1 pseudogene is annotated in these 593 nt (G+C 64.9%); it reads left to right on the forward strand.

Annotated features, from left to right (window positions below):
- Positions 1-593, forward strand: a pseudogene (locus tag FAP39_RS17640) (phage tail protein); the annotation flags it as partial.

A 593-nucleotide genomic window follows, 5' to 3' on the forward strand; every position in this document is an offset into this window, starting at 1 on the left:
CAAGGCGGCGAGGTGCAAGCCCTGCAGTCCTACGGTACAGTTGCGGAGGCCAGTGCGGTGCCCGCCGGCGAGACGGGCAGCACAGCCGCGCTCACATTCTCGGGTGCCATGCCCGGCGTGCGGCTTGGCGCATCTTACGATCTGCATCTTGCCCTAGATGGCTATGCCGTCACCGTGGCGCTGCGCGGCATTGCCTATGATCCTGTGCTTGATCGCACCACATGGCAGGTGGAACCCGCCACAACCGCATTTGCCGCGCAAAACTGCGAGATCCGCGATGCGGCCAATTTGCCCAGCCTCAACACTGGCGCCGCAGGCGGGCGCATTCGCATCAACAAACCCGCGCTCTTTGGCGGGGAACAGCGCGAGGGCGGCATTGTCGGGGATATCGATGTGCTCATGGGCGCGCCCGATCAGGGGGCGAATGACTACCTCACATCCCGCGCCGGCGCAGATGTGCCCAGCTATCGCGGTATCTGCTCTCTGGTGCTGCGACAGGTCTATCTGGGCCTCAACCCCTATCTCAAGCCCTGGGCCGTGCGGGTCTCGCGGATCCTGAGCGCACAGGACGGCACGGCCCAATGGTATCCCGA

It is taken from the genome of Shimia litoralis (assembly GCF_005518135.1).
GTDB classification, from domain to species: Bacteria; Pseudomonadota; Alphaproteobacteria; order Rhodobacterales; family Rhodobacteraceae; genus Shimia_E; species Shimia_E litoralis.